The following is a 15,674-nucleotide window of genomic DNA, read 5'->3' on the forward strand; positions in this document are numbered from 1 at the left end:
GCCTCGTGCCGCCGACACGACGCGCTTCGCCGCGGCCCCCTAGCGTCTCGGGCGCCCCTCCGTCAGCGGTATGGCCCAAAGCGCCTCGGGCACATCCTGCGGCCCAACGGCCGACGTGCGCCCGGCGCGCGTGCCGTCAAAGTTCAGCGGCACCAGCGGCAGGCGCACCTTTGGCGCAAGCCGCGTGCGCACCTGTACCCCATCCACCAGCGTCCACGTGTTGTACCAGCCCAGCCCCTGCTGCGGGTCGTAATCGTACTCGCGGTTCCAGTTGGCGAACTCCACGGTGATCGTCTGCCCGGCGTAGGGCGACAGGTCTATCTGCGCGTAGCGCCAGCCCAGGTCCCGCAGAATCAGCACCGACGTGATCGGCTCTGTGAAGTTGCCGTCGCGCAGGACTAACTGCGGCGAGCCGCCTTGCCGCGTGATCGTTACGTCAAACGAATCGTAGAGCATCCCATCGCTCCCCACGACCACGTCATACGTGTAGATATGATACCAGAAACTCAAGACCGGGGTCAACACCTGGTCGGCGGTGGGCACGGTGAACGTCTGCGACATGCACGCCGCCCCGACCGGCACGCTGGGCAACGTGTCCGTGCGCGTGTAGGCGGGGTCGCCCAGGCGGGCCACCCAGCCCTCAACCCCGCGATAGTCCGTGGCGCGCACCACGCTGCGGTTGAACCTGGGCGTGCAGCCCAGCGTCCAGCCGCTGAAGCTGCCGGTCTCCAGGTCACCGTTCACCACCGGCGAGACCTGCACCAGGATTTGGGCCGACAGGGGATAGTCGCCCTGGTTGCCCGCAACATCCCGCGCGCGGGCCCTGAAGCCATAGGTGTGCCCCCGCTGTCCCACATACGGCGCCGACGTCAGGTCGGTGTTGGTGAGCCAGTCGGTCCAGGCGCCGCCAAGACCATCGACCACCTGCACATCGTAACGCGCCAGGCCCGACCCGGGCGCAGGATCCAGCCCCACCCACGACACGGTGAAGTTCGTACCGGTCTGGAACGAACCAGGCGGGATGAACGCCACGATAGGCGCCGTGCGGTCAATGCGGAACGACACCGTAATCACACCCGACTCGTTGCCGGCCACATCCGCAGCCTTGTAGGCCACTGTGTGATCGCCGTCCGTGCTCACAACGACGGAATTGCCCGTCTGCCACGAGCCTCCGTTCACTCGGTACCGGGTGGCGGCCAGGCCCGATAGCGTGTCGGTGGCCGCGAATGTTACCGTAACCGGCGACACGTACCAGTTCTCGGAGCCTAGCGTGCCCGCCAGGGTGTGCGTAACGGTAGGCGGCAGCGCGTCGCGGCGGATCGCCCGCGGCAGCCAGGCGTAGTTCTGATAGCCCACGTTCCCGGCCACGTCTTCCAGCCAGACGTACAGGTCATGCTCGCCGTTGGCCGTAACGTTGATGGAGGCGCTGGGGACCACAACGGCCACGCGCGTCCCGTCCGTCGGCCCGGATGGCGGGGCGTTGAGTTTGTAGTACATCGCCGCGATGCCGGAATCATCGGCGGGCAGCGGGTTCTTCCAGGTTACCGTGAAGGTGCTGCCCCTGGACCACCCCGAAGGCGTTACGCGCACATCGGTTGGGGCGGCGGGCGGCCGATTGTCCATGCGGACGGTGAGGGAGCGCACGACTTCCACATTGCCTGCCGCGTCCAGCCCGCGGTACTCCACGACGTGCTTGCCGGGCGTGCTGATCGCCGCCATCGCCGTGGCGACGCCCGTCTCGGTAACCCACGCCGACGCATCTACCCGATAGGCCACGCCGGAAACGCCGGACAGCCCCGGCTGATCCTGCGACACGAAAGTAACGGTAACCGGCGAAGTGAACCAGGCGTTGTTGCCCAGCGTGCCGTTCAGCGAGGCATTCGTGATGGGCGGCAGCGGGTCGTACAGGAACGCATTGATGCGGGCGGCACGGTTCACAAAACTGGTGTTCCCCGCCATGTCGCGCAGCCAGACGGTGATGCTGTGCCTGCCCTCGCCAGACACGGTGATGTCGTCAATGCGGGTGCCGCCGGGGACATACGTGCCGTCGGTGTTGAACGTCGGCTCGGCGTCCAGTTTATAGTAGGCGCCTGCAATCCCCGACGTGTCCGCCGGCGGGGTCCACGAGATGCTGAAGTGGTTCACGTTGGTCCACGTCGTGGGCGAAGGCGTCAAATCCATCGGCATTCCGGGCGCTGTGGTGTCAATGCGCACCGGGCTTGCCTGCGGTTCGCCCCGATTCCCCGCCTCGTCCACGCCGTAATGCTCCAGGACGTGGTCGCCATCGGCGGAGATGCCCACGGTGTTGCCTTTGACCCACGGGCCACCGTCCAGCCGGTAGTACACCTCGCCCTCGGCCGGGCCGGATGTCGTATCCGTAACGGAGATTGTAACGCCGACCGACGAGCGATACCACCCGTTGTCGCCGACCGCGCCGCTGATCTGGATGCTGCTGGTGGGCGGAATCGTGTCCACGCGCACCGTGCCCGACATGACCTCGCTCTCGTTGCCCGCGCGGTCAATGGCGTAGTAGTAGAACGTGCGCGTCCCTTCGCCGCCCACGACGAACGTCTTGCCCGACAGCCACGGGCCGATCGTCCCCATGCGATAGCGATACCCGTCTTCCCCCACGCCCGATGTGGCGTCGGTGCCGTCCAGAATCACGGTAACCGGCGACGTGTACCACCCCGTCGCGCTCAACGTGCCCGACAGGGTGTGCGTAACCGACGGCGCGGCCGTGTCTATGCCCACGCTGTACGCATGGGTGGCCTCTACGTTGCCGGCGTTGTCGGTGGAATAGTACTCAAACGTGTGGACGCCATCGCCCGACATCACGAACGAAGCCGTGGTGGTGAGCCATGCGCCCGCGTCCACCTGGTAGAAGCGCTGATCCACGCCGGACAGCCCCGGCTGATCCACCGCGGTCAGGGTGGCTGTTACCGCGCCACGGAACCAGCCATTGTCGCCGGCTGGCCCCGAAAGGGCATGGGTCGTCTGGGGCGGCGTGGCGTCGTACTTGAACATGCCCGGCCACACCAGGCGGCGGTTGTGGTTCACGTTGCCCGCGTTGTCCTGAAGCCACAGGTGGATATCCCAAACCCCCTCGGCCGGCACGCTGATGTCCGTGATGGTGTTGGTGGTGCTGACGAAGCGCACAGCGTCGGTGGGCGAGGTCGGCGGCGTGAACTTGTAGTACGCGCCGGCAATGCCCGACAGGTCGGGCGCGTTCGTCCAGGTTACGGTGAACACGTTGGTATTCTTCCAGCCGTCGTAGTACTGCGGCTCGGTGGGCGCGAAGGGCGCGGTATTGTCCACGATGAACGTAGATGGCGTCGGCGGATCTTGCGCGTTGCCGGCCTTATCCGTCGGGCGCATCTGCACGGTGTAGATGGCTTCCACCGGCGGCGCAAAGGTGTAGGCCCAGGTCTCGGCGCCGGTGGCGCGCAACCACACCGGACTCCCCACCCACACGCTGCCGGAGAAGTACTTGCTGTCCGAACTGCGCTGCAGGGTGAAGTCCACGAAATCCACGCCTACGCCCGCATCGGCAGCCGTTCCGGCGATGGCGCCGGGCCATGTGGCCGTGCGGTAGGCCGCCGACGTCTCCAGGGTAGCCGTCGGCGGCGTGCTGTCGTAGATGAACTGGCCGGTCCCGTAGGTCAACTCCGGATTGCCCGAGACGCTCCACGCGCGAGATTGCACCGTGTAGGTAACCGACTCCGTCGGACTGAAGGGGTAACTCCAGTTCAGGGTCCCCGTCGCCGTGAGCCACTGGGAGGTCAACTGCCAACCGCTGCCGTTGTAGTACTTGTCGTCCGTGCTGCGCTGTACGGTGATCTCCACGCGGGCGACGCCCGAAACCCCCGCCGAGGCCGTGCCGGTGATGGCACCCGTCCACGTGGTGGCGCGGTAGAAGCCCACCGTGCCCACGATGGAGTCGGGCTCCTGCACGTCCAGCGCGAACGAGGCGCTGCCGTAGGTGGTCTCGGTGTTGCCGGCCTTGTCCACGGCGCGCGAGGTTACGGTGTACACCCGGTCCGACTCGGGACTGAACGGGTAGGTCCAGGTCGTCGTGCCGGTCGCGGTGATCCACGTCTGCGCAACCTGCCAGACGGCGCCGTTCCAGTACCTTCCATCACCCGAACGCTGCACCGTGATGGCCGCGGCCAGCACGCCCGAAGTGGCATCGGTAGCCGTGCCGGTGATGGCGCCTGTCCACGTCAGGGCGTTGTAGTAGCCGCTGGTGGCCACCTGCGAATCGGGCGGCTGGAGGTCGTAGCAGAACGAACTGCTCGCATAGACGGATTGGATGTTCCCTGCCACGTCCAGCGCCCGCGAACGCACCGTGTACGTCAAGCCATCCGTTGGCGTGAAGGCGTACTGCCAGGCATCCGTGCCCGTGGCCAGAAGCCAAAACTCCGTCGCCTGCCAGCCGGACCCGTTATAGTAGTAGTTATCGGGTCTCTGCACCGTCAGTTCCACCCGCTGGAGGCCCGAGCCTTCGTCCGAGGCCGTGCCGGTAATCTGCCCCGTCCACGTATCCAGGCGGTAGAAGCCGGAGGTCGCGATGGCCGAGACGGGGATGGCCGCGTCGTAGGAGAAGGTGGATTGCGACGGCGTCGTCTGCTCGTTGCCCGCGCGGTCGGTGGCCTTGGCACGCACCGTGTACGTCTCGCCGTGCTGGGGCGAGAACGGGTACGACCAGTTGGCCGTGCCTGTGGCGGGCAGCCAGATCTCAATCGGCTGCCACGTTGTCCCGTTCCAGAACGTGTTGTCCGACTTCTTGATGGACAGCGCCACCGACTGTAGCCCCGACTCGGCATCCGCCGCGGTGCCGGTGATGGCCCCCGACCACGTCAGCGGCCCGTAGTAGCCGGATACACCCACCGTGGACGTGGGGTCGGTGCCGTCGTAGGAGAATGACGCTGAGCCGTAAGTGGTCTGCTCGTTGCCCGCGCGGTCGGTGGCCCTGGACTGCACCGTGTACGTGATGCCCTGCGTCGGGGTGAACGGGTAGGTCCAGGCGTTGGTGCCCGAGGCCAGCAGCCACGTGGGTGAGGACGCCCACCCGCTGCCGTCATAGTACTGGCCGTCGGGGCGGCGCACGGTAATGTGCACCACATCCACGCCCACGAAGTCATCCGACGCCAGGCCGGCGATGGTGCCGGTCCACGCCGTCTTGCCCAGCAGCCCGCTGGTGGTTACCGAGGACGTGGGGACGCCGCTGTCGTAGACGAGCGTGCCCGTGCCGTAGGCAGTTTGCTGGTTGCCGGCGGCATCCTGGGCGCGGGACTGGATGGTGTAGGTCTTGCCGTGCTCCGGCGCGAACGGATAGTGCCAGGCCGTCGTGCCGCTGGCGAGCAGCCACACCGGAGTGGCTTGCCACCACGAGCCGTTGTAGTACTGATTGGTGTCGCCGCGCTGGATGGTGATGTCCACCCGTGCAACGCCCGATTCGGCGTCCTCGGCGGTTCCGGTGATGTTGCCCGTCCACGTGAGAGTCCCATAGTAGCCGCTGGTGCCCACGGCCGAGGTGGGCAGCCCGATGTCCAGCATGAACGTGGCCGCCGCCGACAGAGGGGATTGCACGTTGCCCACGTTATCGGTGGCGCGCGAACGCACTTCGTAGGTCATCCCCGGCTCGGGCGTGAAGGCGTAGGACCACGATTCTGTGCCGCTGGCGAGCAGCCACACGGCCGAGCCGACCCACCCGCTGCCGTCGTAGTACAGGCCGTCGTTCACGCGCCTCAGCGTGATCTCCACCTTCTGCACGCCGGAACCCACGTCGCTGGCCGTGCCCGTGATGAAGCCCGTCCACGTGGCGGCGCGGTAGAAGCCCGACGTCCCGACGGCCGAGGTGGGAGCGGTGTTGTCAAAGTGGATGGTGCCCGAGCCGAGCGCGGTCTGCACCAGGCCGGCCACATCCGTGGCGCGCGAGGACACGTTGTAGGTTACGGTCTCGGTGGGCGCGAAAGAATAGGACCAACTCGTCGTGCCGGTGGCCAGGAGCCACAAGGGACTCCCCTGCCAGCCGACGCCGTTGTAGTACTGATTGTTGTCGCCGCGCTGGATGAGGATGTCCACCCGCGCAACGCCCGACGTGGCATCCGACGCCGTGCCCGTGATGACCGAGAGGGTCTTGAACCAGCCGTCGGTCGTTACCGAAGAGGCGGGCGCTGTGGAGTCCACCTGGAGCGGATAGGCCGGGCTGGTCTCCGTCATCGCGGCCCCGTCCAGGATACGAAACATGATGAGGTTGTCGGTGGCCGAGTCGGGCAGGAACAGGTTGGTAACGGTCATCCGCTTGGTGGTCGTCAGGTCGCCGGCGATGGAAAGGCCCGTCTGCCCCCACGAGAACCAGGACCCGCCGCCATCGGTGGAGTACGAGTATTGCGCCGTGGTATCCTGTAGCCCGTCCGCGTCGGTAACGGAGACGCTGGCCGAGACCAGGCTCTGGGTGATCCAGCCCGTGGGCGCGAACTCGTCCCACGTGGCCGCCTCGGCCGCCTGGGGCGGTACTGGGGGCGCGGCGGGGGTGTCCAGGAAGCCCGCATGGGGAGTAACGCCCGCGCGAGCCGCCTGGCCGCCAATGAAGAAGACCCCCAGCAGCAAGAGGCCCGCGACGCCAAACGCAACAGCAAGGCGAATGCCCTGTTGCCTTCGGGTTTCAGTGTTTTTCATAAGACTACCGCTCCGCAATGCGAATACCGGGGCAGCCCCGGCGCTACGCCTCAAACCGATAGCCCAACCCCCGCACGGTGAGCAGATACTCCGGATGGGCCGGGTCTGCCTCTATTTTGTTGCGCAGCCGCCTCACGTACACGGCCACCTGGTTGCTGTACCCTTCGTAGTCGTACCCCCACACGGCCGTCAGCAGGAAGTCCTGCGACAGGACTCGTCCGGCGTTGCGGGCCAGGCAGTACAGCAGCCGAAACTCAATGGGCGTGAGGTCCACGGTCTTGCCGCGCACCGTCGCCTTGTTTTCCAGCGGATCCAGAACGAAGTCGCCGACCACGAGCCGCCCCTGCGGTTCGCCCGTGGCGTAGGCTTCGGTGCGCCGCAGGACGGCCTTCACCCGCGCCAGCAACTCGGCCGGCTCAAAGGGCTTGGCCAGATAGTCGTCCGCGCCCAGTTCCAGACCCTGCACGCGGTCCGCCGTCTCGCCCCGCGCCGACAGGAAGATGATGGGCACTTTCTTCTTGCTGCGGATGCGGCGGCAAACCTCGTGCCCGTCCATGTGCGGCATCATCACATCCAGAATCACCAGGTCCGGCGACTCCTTTTCTACCAGTTCCAGGGCCTTGATGCCGTTGTCGGCCGTGCTTACCGTGTACCCTTCCTCCCGTAGAAGGAAGGCGATCATCTTCACGCTGGGGGCATCGTCATCTACCACGAGAACGTGCATTTGCCTTTCCTCCGCGGTCGCAAATACACCCTAGGTTGCGCAGTTTGCCAGGGCGAGGTGGGCGACCCGGCAACTGCCTTGTGGCTCATTATACCACGCCTGACATAACAGCGCAACCGTGCCCGCGGGTTGTCTCGGTTCCAAAGTCTGTTGGTCGCGCCATGGGCATAGGTGCGACGCACTTCCGAAAGCGCGTCGCGCCCCGGCCGCCAACACAAGATGGAACCGAATCCACGGTTTTCGGCCCCATCCGCAGATCAGGTTTCCATACCTGACCGTAGGTCGGGTTTCCATACCCGACCATCAGCCCGGCGGCTAGGGATAGCCACCCTACGCGCTGAAACAACGACGCAACCGGCGTGCGACTTTCCGCCCCCAGAGCCGGTGTGCAAGAGGCGGGCCAGCCCGCCCCACTTGTCCCACACGGCAATCCATGCTAGAATGCAGGTGCACACAGGTCTCTACCTAGTCAACGAGCGTGCAGAACCCTGGATACGGGGACGACAACCGCCATGCGCATCACGCTGAAACTGGATCCGCTGTTTCGCTCCAAGATCGGCGGGGAAGGCCCAATCACGCTGGAATTGCCCGACGGGGCAACCGTGGCCGACTGCCTGGCGGCCCTTTCGGCCCGATGGCCCGAACTGGAGCCAATGCTGCGGGCGCCCGCCGTGCCCTACTCGCTGTTCGTCAACAGCCGCATCGTGCCGCGAGGACGGGCGGCATCGTTTGCGCTCAAGGACGGGGACACGCTGTACCTGTTTGAACCCGTGGCGGGCGGATAGCCGCGCCACGCGCGGAGAGGCACCATATGGACAGGACGATCCCATCGCCGGGGAACGAAGAGATCGCGCTGTACACGCGCACGTACTACTCTCTCCTTCGCAGCAGCGGCGAGATTCAGATACGCTCGCTGGAGGAGACCCACGCGGGCATGAACTCCTCGCTGCACCTGCACGCCGAAGACCCCATCATAGACCTGGGCGCGTTCATCTACGCCTATCTCCGATTGCCCCCCGTGATGGAGCGGGTGCGGCTCGTCGTGCTGGGCCAGACACCCGAGGTCTTCATGCGCCGGGGATACCCCGACATCCGCGAGTGGATGCCTGTCCAGTCCCCTGGGCGGCGGCGCAGGGCCTTCTTTGACGGCAAGGACACCCTGGCCGCGCAGATCGCCAGTGTCTCGGACATAGACGACCTGGTGCCCATGCTGGTGGCGCTCCAGATAGAATGGAACAAGATCCACGCGCACCTGGCCAACACGCCCGCCGAGGACATCCTTCGGAAGCACGCGGAGAACAACGCCCCCCTGACCCCGTCGGAAGCCGAAAGCGTCCGCCTGGCCCTGGAGTTGTCCGAGGCCGACTTCGCGCGGCTCTACGCCCTGTGGGGCGAGGAATGGCCGCGCCACCTTCTGACCATTGCCCAGCGGCGCAAGTCCATGTCCATCCTGCTGCTGGCAGGCTCGTTCGTGGACTACCGCAAGGCTACCGAAGAGTGGTGGCGCGAGATTGAGCGGGCGGCGGATAGCCTGGGGCTGAATCAGCGCCCCGTGTACTTCGTCTCCAGCAACACCCACAGCATCGCGAATCTCCTGTCGGGGTTCGCCGTAACGCGCGAGGCCGAGATCGCCGAGTACCTGCGGCAGGAAAACCCCGAGGGTCTGTGGGACGAGTACCAGCGGCTCCGTCGGACAGGCGAGCCGGGGATGGAGAACCTGCTGTACTACGCCTACCGCCTGTGCGCCTCGCACCCGTCGTATCGGCATCTGCGCGAGGCCATGCGGGCGTGGGAAGCCGAGAGCGGCATCCTGCGGATTTCGGCGCCGGCGGCGCTGGACATCGGCGCGCAGGTGATTGACCTGCGCCGACTGCGCCCCGAGCGGTTTGACCGTCGGATCCAGATGCCGCGCCTGGAGCGGCTGGCCGAAAGCCCTGCGCTCATCTTCAACGTGGACTATCCGCTGGGCATGGCCGCCTACCTGGTGCTGACGCAGGCCACGGCCAACCTGGGCGAACTCCGCGGGTTCTACGCCATGGGCAAGGCCGCCACCCTGAACGGCCGCGTCGGCGACGTGATGATCCCCAACGTCGTATACGACGAGCACTCGCAGAACACCTTCCTGTTCAAGAACTGCTTCTCGGCGGGCGATGTGGCCCCCTACCTGCTGCAAGGCGCGGTCTTTGACAACCAGAAGGCCGTAACCGTTCGCGGAACCTTCCTGCAGAACCGCGACTTCATGCACGTGTTCTACCGCGAGGGCTACACCGACATTGAGATGGAGGCAGGGCCTTACCTGAGCGCCGTGTACGAGAACATCTACCCCAAACGTTACCCCATCAACGAAATCGTCAACCTGTTCATCAACGCCTGGTTTGACATCGGGATCATCCACTACGCATCGGACACCCCCTACAGCCGACGGCAGGAGTTGCTGTCCAAGAGCCTGTCGTACTTTGGCGTGGACGCGACCTATGCGGCCTCGGCGGCGATCGTGCGGCGCATCCTGGCGCGGGAAGTGGGGGGCGGATAGCCACGGTTCACCCCCGTCGCGAATTGACACGCCTCGCCCAGAGGCATACAATTCGCGTTGCGAAATATCTCACCCAAGGATTGCCCATGAAGAACCGCCAAATTCTGATTCTGTTCATCGGCCTGTTCATCATCATGGTGGGGTTCGGCATCATCATCCCCATCCTGCCGTACTTTGCCGAATCCATGGGGGCCACGTCGCTGCACCTGGGCCTGCTCATGGCGTCCTATTCCCTCATGCAATTCCTCTGCGCGCCTCTCTGGGGCCGCTATTCGGATCGCGTCGGGCGGCGCCCCGTGCTTCTGCTGGGGCTATTGGGCTTCGGCTTCACCTTCCTCATGTTCGCGATGGCCACGCGCCTATGGATGCTGTTCGCAGCGCGGATTCTGGGCGGCATCCTGACCTCTGCCACCCTGCCCACGGCCATGGCGTATATCGGCGACTCCACCTCGGAGCGGGATCGGGGCGGCGGGATGGGCCTCATGGGCGCGGCCATGGGCCTGGGGATGATCTTCGGCCCGGCTATTGGGGGCTACCTGGGCGTGCTCAGTTTCCGCGCACCGTTCTTCATGGCGGCAGGGCTGGGCTTCCTCACGGCCGCCCTCGCCTTCTTCCTGCTGCCCGAATCGCTCCCGCCCGAACGGCGCACGCAGCAGGGGCCTCGGGCGCGGCGCCCGTCGCTCTGGGCCGCGCTCAAGGGGAATCTGGGGTATGTCTTCTTTCTGTCGTTCCTCGTGGCTTTCGCCATGGGCAACCTGGAATCCATGTTCGCGCTGTTCGTGGAAGCCAAACTGGGGTTCGGCAGCGCCGAGGTGGGCACGGTGTTCACCGTCGTGGGCATCATCGGGGTTGTGCTGCAAGGCGTCGCCGTGGGGAAAGCCGTCAACCGCTGGGGCGAGATCACCGTCAGCCGCGCGGCCCTGCTGATGACGGCCATCGGGTACGTGCTGGTTACCCGCGCCACCAACTTGCTGACGCTCATCGGGTTCGTGGCCGTGCAGAACCTGGGCAGCGCGTTCCTGAACCCCTCGCTCTCGTCGTATGTGTCCAAGCGCGCCGATGCCGGGCAGGGCACGGCGATGGGATTGCAGCAGTCATTCATGAGCCTGGGGCGGGTGGCCGGGCCGTTGTGGGGCGGCGCCGTCTTCAGCATCAGTTACCACATGCCCTACTACACCGGTGCGGTCATCATGCTGCTCGGCTTCCTCGGCTCGCTCGTCTTCCTCAACGGCGCACGTCTGCCCACGCCGCAGCCCGCGCCCGAACGCGAGGCGTAGGCAGCACAGCAAGGAGCGGCCATGAGAGTCTTCCTCACCGGCGCGCTGGGGTTCATCGGCAGGCACGTAGTCGTCCGCCTGATGCAGGACGGGCACGAACTGGTGTGCCTGGCGCGCAAGACCAGCGACCCCGCCTGGCTTCGCGAGGTGGGCGCCACCGTCATCATCGGCGACGTGCTGGACAAGGACTCCGTCCTGGCCGGCATGAGGGGGTGCGACTGGGCCGTCCACCTGGCGAATCTCTACTCGTTCTGGCAGCCCGACCGCTCCCTGTACGCCGCCGTCAACATAGACGGCACCCGCAACGTCATGGAGAGCGTGCTGGAAACGGGCATCGCCAAGATCGTCCACATCAGCACGGCAGCGGTTTACGGCTGCCCCGCCGATTGCCCTTTCACCGAGGACAGTCCCGTCGGCCCCGTGCGGTTCAGCGAATATGCCCGCACCAAGTACGCCGGCGACCTTGTCGCGTGGGAACTGCACCAGAAGCGCGGCCTGCCGCTCGTCGTCATCTACCCGGGTGTGGTTCTGGGCCCGGGCGACCCCAAGTTCACCGGCCTGTACATCCGCGACTTCCTGCGGGGCCGCATCCCCGCCACCGGCTTTGACGACGCCGTGTTCACCTACGTGCACGTGCGCGACGTGGCCGAAGGCATCGCGCGGGCGCTGGAGAAGCCCGACAACATCGGGGAGAAGTACCTCCTGGGCAAGGAGCAACTGTCCAACCGACAGTACAGCGCCCTCATCAGCGAACTGTCGGGTGCGCCCATGCCCCGACTGCACCTGCCGGGGTTCGCCATCATGACCATCGCGGGCGTGCTGACGTGGATTGCGGATCGGGTGAAGCGGCCACCTGTGTGGGGCATGTCCCGCGACCGCGGCTGGGTGATCTCGGTGGACGCCATGCGCACCACGCGCGAGGGGTTCCGATTTGACGGGAGCAAGGCCGAGCGGGAACTCGGCCTGACCTACACGCCCATACGCCTGGCGCTGCAAGAGGCTATTGCGGCGTGCCGCCAAGGGCTTGAAGCCCCTGTTGCGCCGCCGCGTCCCACGGGTTGATGGCCAGCGCGCGCAGGTAGGCGGCGCGGGCATCGGCGGCGCGGCCCATCTGCGCGTACAGGTCCCCCGCCAGGCGGTGCGGCAGCGCATACTCGGGATCCAGCGCGGCGGCCTCGCCCCATGTCCCCAGCGCCTCGTCGGGGCGGCCGTGGCGGGCCAGGTACACGCCACGGTACGCCCGCACCGCCGCGTAGGTGCGGCGAATCTTCTTGACCACGGCATCCACGGGAATCGTGCCGTCGTTCAGCCCACGGCCACGCACGCTGGCCGTGTCAAAAGGCTCAAATGCGTCCTGCTCGCGCAGGGCCACCGTTACCCCCAGGGGAACCCCCACGTATCCGCTACCCACGCCCTCCTCCATGTCCAGCCCCACGTGGGCGGGCTGCCCCTCGCGGATGAGCGCATTGATGAGGGCGATGTACCGCTCCTGAATCGTGGCGGGGTTGTAGGGCAAGCCGTACTCAAACAGGCGCAGTTGCTCGCGGTAGGCGTCCAGTTCGGCGCGGCACCGCGACACCAGGTCGGGATATTGGCGGGCCAGGTAGTCCAGGTACCACGTGCGGCGTAGCAATTCCACGTCAACAATGCGGACGTCGGGGCGCAGCCCCTCCACGTGCTGGCCGTACAGCAGCGGCGAGTACGCCTGCCAGTCGCGGGTCAGAAACGTCGCTCCCGGCTCCAACTCGGCCAGAACCTGCGCGGCGTAGTCCTCGGGCAGGTACAGCCGATGCTTGTCGGACTGCCGCCAGTGCAGGCCCAGGTTCAGGGCAACCAGCACGGCCAGCGCCGCGTAGGCGATGGGCAGGTGCGCCGTGCGGTTGGACTTTCCACGCCCACCGCGCCCCGAAGCGCGCAGCGCGCCGCGGAACCGGGCCAGAACCGCGTGCGCACCCCAGGCGATTCCCAACGCCGTCATCAGGAACGTGGGGATGTAATAGGCGTCGCTGTCCTCGGCGATGTCGTAGTGCGCCGCGAAGGCCACATCCACGGCCACCACGAGGGCGCAGAACAGCGCCAGACGGCGGTCGCGCCGGGCCATGGCCGCAAACCCCCACGCCGCCAGCAGCAGCCCCGTCGGCGTGAACTGCCCCCACCACAGGCGCAGGCCGAAGGATAGGTTGTCCAGCATGGCCGACAGCGGCACGGCGAACAGGTTGACCTGGTACTGCCGGCCCGTGACGTGCCACGCGAACCGTTGCAGGTTGACCGGGTTGCCCCAGTTCAAGAGCGGCTGTTGCGCCGCGCGGATGGGCAGGTACAGGTAGAGCGAGAGGCCGAGCAACAGCCCCAGCATCGCGGGAATCCAGCCGCGCCCGAAAGCGCGCCTGTGCTCACGCGCGGACAGCAGCAGGAACAGCATGGCGGGCGCGAACACCAGCGTCATCACGTGGTGGTTCGCCAGCCCCAGGCCGACGCACAACCCCGCGGCGAACCACGCTCCGCGGCCCCCGCCGCACAGCGCGGCGAAGAACGCCCACAGCATGAGGGTCAAAATCGCAGCCTGGAGCGTGTACACCTCGGCCACGGTCGCCCAGTTCCACAGCGTGATGCCAAAGGCCAGGCACAGCCCCGCGCACCCGGCGGCGAGAACGGGGGCCAGCCGCGAATGGCGCGAATCCGCGCGGACGACTTCCCGTTTCTTCGCGCCCGTTCGCTCGGGTTCGTGGAGCGGCTCCTCGTGCAGGGTGCGCCGCGCCAGCAGGAGGAACGCGCCCACCGCCACCGCAGCCCACATCGCCGACATCAGGTTCAGCCGCCAGGCGACCGCGCCGAAGGGCAGGCGGCCGAAAATCCAGCCCAGCAGGACGTACAGCGGGAATCCGGGCGAATGGGGAATGCCCAGCGTGTACGCGGCGACGATGAGTTCGCCGCTGTCGGTGAATCCGACGCCGGGGGCCAGGGTCAGCAGATAGACCAGCAGCGCCACGCCCGCGATGGCGATCGCGAGAAGCACAACGCGGCGGGACAGCATAGGCTCACTCGCCGATGACCTGAATCACCACGCGGCGGGCGCGGGGGCGATTGTCAAAATCCACCAGCACGATTTGCTGCCAGGTGCCCAGCATGAGCCGGCCGCCCTGGATGGGGACGGCCACCGAAGGCCCCAGGATCGCGGCCCGCACGTGAGCGTAGCCGTTGCCGTCGCCCCAGCGGCGGTCGTGCTGGTAGGCAGCGCCTTCGGGCGCGAGGCGCTCCAGCGCCGCCCGCAAATCGGCGTGAAGTCCAGGCTCGTCCTCAATCGTCGTGATGGACGCCGTGGAGCCAGGGACGAACGCCACCGCGACGCCGTTGACCACGCCCGCCTGGGACACGGCGGCCTGGACGCGGGCCGTGATGTCCAGGATGTCTGTGTGGCCACGGGTTTCCAGGCGCTCTTCGGAAATCACCACCCGCATCGCTCCCCCCAACCGCTAAGGCAACAGCGCCTTCAGCCGGAACCAATCTGTGCCGCCGATGATGTTGCACAGCAGGATGAGAAAGATGATGAGCAGGATGACCCCGCAGCCGCAGCCCGTGCAGGAAGTGCGGCGACCGAACCCGAACCGCTTTTCCAGCCAGTCAAAGGCCGCGGTGAGCAAGAAGACCTGGAATAGCCCCTCAAGGCACCCTCTACGCTGTCTCATGCGCACCTCGCTACGCTTTTCCGAGCGGCTCTACAATCAGGCGCACGCGCAACCCGTCCGGAAGGGGGACGGCCTCTACAGGGCGGAACACGCCACTCTCGTAGATGGCGCTGACCGTAACGTTGGCCAGCACTTCCTCGCCTTCCACCACCAGCACGTTGCTGCAGACCTCACCGATGCTGAGGTAGCGATGGCGCGGGGCCAGCGCCCGCAGAGCCGACAGGACGCTCTCCGGCGCGTTTCGGCTCACCGCGTAGGCCAGCAACTCGGCCTTGGTCGCGGGGAAGCGGATGCCCTCCAGCGCGCGGTAGACGTCTAGCGAGCACACGATGCTGACGTTGTCGCAGACGGCCCCGATATCGCTGAACTCCACCCCGTCGGGCAGGCTGTTCAGCGAGATGAGAACCGCCTCGGGGGCATCGCGCTGGGTTACGTAGGACATGATCTGCGCCTTGGTCGCGGGAAACGACAGGCCCTCCAGGGCCTCAAAAATCTCTCGGCTGCAATAGAGCGCCATAGGCCACCTCCTTTGCGGTGATGCACCAAGTATAGCGGGAAACAAAAGAGGCGTCAAGGGCATCCCTGACGCCACTGTTCCGACGTGTGCTGACGACTATCATTGCGAGGGCGCATAGCGCCCAAGCAATCGCCGTGGGCACACGCACTTCACCCCGTGCCTTGGGCATCCCCCTCTCCGCGCGCGGAGAGGGGGACAGAGGGGGTGAGGTCGGCATGGCCGCGCGGGGCTAAACCCCCGCGCTACGTGCACGAAG

The 15,674-nt window shown here is 66.5% G+C and carries 10 protein-coding genes; 4 read left to right on the forward strand and 6 right to left on the reverse strand.

The window, feature by feature from the left end:
* Positions 1–39: 39 nt before the first annotated feature.
* Both H5T65_03795 and H5T65_03800 read right to left on the reverse strand, forming a co-directional pair.
* Entirely contained in the window at positions 40–6,681 is a 6,642-nt protein-coding gene (locus H5T65_03795) for an Ig-like domain repeat protein (protein MBC7258349.1), read from the reverse strand.
* A gap of 43 nt (positions 6,682–6,724) precedes the next feature.
* Entirely contained in the window at positions 6,725–7,405 is a 681-nt protein-coding gene (locus H5T65_03800; protein MBC7258350.1) for a response regulator transcription factor, read from the reverse strand.
* 512 nt (positions 7,406–7,917) lie between these two features.
* On the opposite strand from H5T65_03800, the gene H5T65_03805 reads away from it, so the two are divergent.
* The 4 genes from H5T65_03805 (at position 7,918) to H5T65_03820 (ending at position 12,277) form a co-directional block, all read left to right on the forward strand.
* On the forward strand, positions 7,918–8,190 hold the full coding sequence (locus H5T65_03805; protein ID MBC7258351.1) for a MoaD/ThiS family protein: 273 nt from the start codon (positions 7,918–7,920) through the stop codon (positions 8,188–8,190).
* Positions 8,191–8,216: 26 nt separating this feature from the next.
* On the forward strand, positions 8,217–9,938 hold the full coding sequence (locus H5T65_03810; GenBank protein ID MBC7258352.1) for a hypothetical protein: 1,722 nt from the start codon (positions 8,217–8,219) through the stop codon (positions 9,936–9,938).
* A gap of 86 nt (positions 9,939–10,024) precedes the next feature.
* Positions 10,025–11,215 carry an MFS transporter gene (locus tag H5T65_03815; GenBank protein MBC7258353.1) on the forward strand — a complete coding sequence of 397 codons (1,191 nt, stop codon included), beginning with the start codon at positions 10,025–10,027 and terminating at the stop codon, positions 11,213–11,215.
* 21 nt (positions 11,216–11,236) lie between these two features.
* The gene (locus H5T65_03820) at positions 11,237–12,277 is read left to right on the forward strand and encodes an NAD-dependent epimerase/dehydratase family protein (protein ID MBC7258354.1); all 1,041 of its coding nucleotides are present in this window, start codon (positions 11,237–11,239) and stop codon (positions 12,275–12,277) included.
* Here H5T65_03820 and H5T65_03825 read toward each other — a convergent pair.
* From H5T65_03825 to H5T65_03840, 4 genes are read right to left on the reverse strand one after another with little or no spacing between them, the layout of a single operon-like run.
* A complete protein-coding gene (locus H5T65_03825; GenBank protein MBC7258355.1) occupies positions 12,216–14,231 on the reverse strand; it encodes a DUF2723 domain-containing protein in 2,016 nt (671 codons plus the stop codon). The two genes, H5T65_03820 and H5T65_03825, sit on opposite strands and share 62 nt — an antisense overlap.
* Before the next feature lie 22 nt (positions 14,232–14,253).
* On the reverse strand, positions 14,254–14,673 hold the full coding sequence (locus H5T65_03830; GenBank protein ID MBC7258356.1) for a YjbQ family protein: 420 nt from the start codon (positions 14,671–14,673) through the stop codon (positions 14,254–14,256).
* 15 nt (positions 14,674–14,688) lie between these two features.
* Positions 14,689–14,901: a hypothetical protein gene (locus tag H5T65_03835; GenBank protein ID MBC7258357.1), complete on the reverse strand. Its 213-nt coding sequence runs from the start codon at positions 14,899–14,901 to the stop codon at positions 14,689–14,691.
* Positions 14,902–14,911: 10 nt separating this feature from the next.
* Positions 14,912–15,418 (reverse strand): DUF2795 domain-containing protein, encoded by a 507-nt coding sequence (locus H5T65_03840; GenBank protein MBC7258358.1) that lies wholly within the window; start codon positions 15,416–15,418, stop codon positions 14,912–14,914.
* Between the last annotated feature and the right edge of the window lie 256 nt (positions 15,419–15,674).

The organism is Chloroflexota bacterium, from assembly GCA_014360805.1.
GTDB lineage: Bacteria > Chloroflexota > Anaerolineae > DTLA01 > DTLA01 > DTLA01.

Coding starts and splice junctions, on each gene's coding strand:
- H5T65_03830 (MBC7258356.1), bottom strand. CDS start 14,673: ATGCGGGTGGTGATTTCCGAAGAGCGCCTGGAAACCCGTGGCCACACA.
- H5T65_03835 (MBC7258357.1), bottom strand. CDS start 14,901: ATGAGACAGCGTAGAGGGTGCCTTGAGGGGCTATTCCAGGTCTTCTTG.
- H5T65_03805 (MBC7258351.1), top strand. CDS start 7,918: ATGCGCATCACGCTGAAACTGGATCCGCTGTTTCGCTCCAAGATCGGC.
- H5T65_03795 (MBC7258349.1), bottom strand. CDS start 6,681: ATGAAAAACACTGAAACCCGAAGGCAACAGGGCATTCGCCTTGCTGTT.
- H5T65_03820 (MBC7258354.1), top strand. CDS start 11,237: ATGAGAGTCTTCCTCACCGGCGCGCTGGGGTTCATCGGCAGGCACGTA.
- H5T65_03840 (MBC7258358.1), bottom strand. CDS start 15,418: ATGGCGCTCTATTGCAGCCGAGAGATTTTTGAGGCCCTGGAGGGCCTG.
- H5T65_03815 (MBC7258353.1), top strand. CDS start 10,025: ATGAAGAACCGCCAAATTCTGATTCTGTTCATCGGCCTGTTCATCATC.
- H5T65_03810 (MBC7258352.1), top strand. CDS start 8,217: ATGGACAGGACGATCCCATCGCCGGGGAACGAAGAGATCGCGCTGTAC.
- H5T65_03800 (MBC7258350.1), bottom strand. CDS start 7,405: ATGCACGTTCTCGTGGTAGATGACGATGCCCCCAGCGTGAAGATGATC.